This window comes from Streptomyces atriruber, assembly GCF_001418325.1.
GTDB lineage: Bacteria > Actinomycetota > Actinomycetes > Streptomycetales > Streptomycetaceae > Streptomyces > Streptomyces atriruber.
This window is the reverse complement of sequence record NZ_LIPN01000685.1, coordinates 1-1,228: the sequence shown is the minus strand read 5'-3', so window position 1 is coordinate 1,228 and position 1,228 is coordinate 1. Positions and strand designations below refer to the sequence as shown.

At 69.1% G+C, this 1,228-nt stretch carries 1 protein-coding gene and 1 pseudogene; one reads left to right on the top strand and one right to left on the bottom strand.

The annotated features are described in order from the left end of the window. Window positions 1–212, bottom strand: a pseudogene (locus tag AOK03_RS40050) (hypothetical protein); the annotation flags it as partial. Window positions 213–482: 270 nt separating this feature from the next. On the opposite strand from AOK03_RS40050, the gene AOK03_RS40045 reads away from it, so the two are divergent. Beyond that, window positions 483–1,228 (top strand): acyl-CoA dehydrogenase family protein (locus AOK03_RS40045; protein WP_208609728.1); only part of this gene is annotated, 746 nt, incomplete at its 3' end.

Here is a 1,228-nt window from a genome sequence, read left to right as displayed (position 1 = left end):
TCGGTGGCGAACTCCGAGGAGCCGGTGCCCGTCCCGCTGACCGTCTCGCCGTAGGCGACACGGGCAGCCTTGTTCATGTCGTGCGCGCTGCTGGTCGTGTTCTCGGCCTCGGGGCCACTCGTCGTCGCCGAGGCCACACCGGCGGCACTCACGGTCGCGGCGGTGGCGGCGGTCGCGAGCGCGGCGCCGGCCAGAACCTTCCGGATCATCATTTGCTCCAATTGCAGAGGGGGTGACGGCTGCATTCTGCAGCAGTCGTTCTGCTGTAACGGGGCTCCGGAAATAAAGGTCGCCCGCATTCACGCATTCAGTCCATTAATTGCCCGGAATTACCTTGGCCGCCGCCGTGTCCGGGTGATCCGGTGCGGCCGGATGCTGCGCGAGGACTGGTGAGGCCGCCCCGAATCGGGTACATACGATCGAGTAGCACCGGTCGGTAACGGGCCGGGCCGGTGGCCCCGACGCGCGGCGAGGTGAACCTCATGTCCGCAACATCCCCCGCACCCGAGCCCCGGGCGAAGGTCTCCGAACGAGAGGCCAGGCAGGTGGCCGAGGCCGCCCGCGAGCAGGACTGGCGCAAGCCCAGCTTCGCCAAGGAACTCTTCCTCGGCCGCTTCCGCCTCGACCTGGTGCACCCGCACCCGATGCCGCCCGACGAGGACGCCCAGCGCGGCGAGGAGTTCCTCGCCAAGCTCCGCGACTTCTGCGAGACGAAGATCGACTCGGCTCGCATCGAGCGCGAGGCGAAGATCCCCGACGAGGTGCTCATCGGCCTCAAGGAGCTCGGCGCCCTCGGCATGAAGATCGACACGAAGTACGGCGGGCTCGGCCTCACGCAGGTCTACTACAACAAGGCCCTCGCCCTGGTCGGCTCCGCGAACCCCGCGATCGGCGCGCTGCTCTCCGCGCACCAGTCGATCGGCGTGCCGCAGCCCCTGAAGATCTTCGGCACACAGGAGCAGAAGGACGTCTTCCTGCCCCGCTGCGCCCGTACCGACATCACCGCGTTCCTGCTCACCGAGCCCGACGTCGGCTCGGACCCGGCCCGCCTGGCCACCACGGCGGTGCCCGACGGCGACCACTACGTACTGGACGGCGTGAAGCTGTGGACCACCAACGGCGTCGTGGCGGACCTGCTCGTCGTCATGGCGCGGGTGCCGAAGTCCGAGGGCCACAAGGGCGGCATCACCGCGTTCGTCGTCGAGGCCGCGGCCGAGGGCGTCACCGT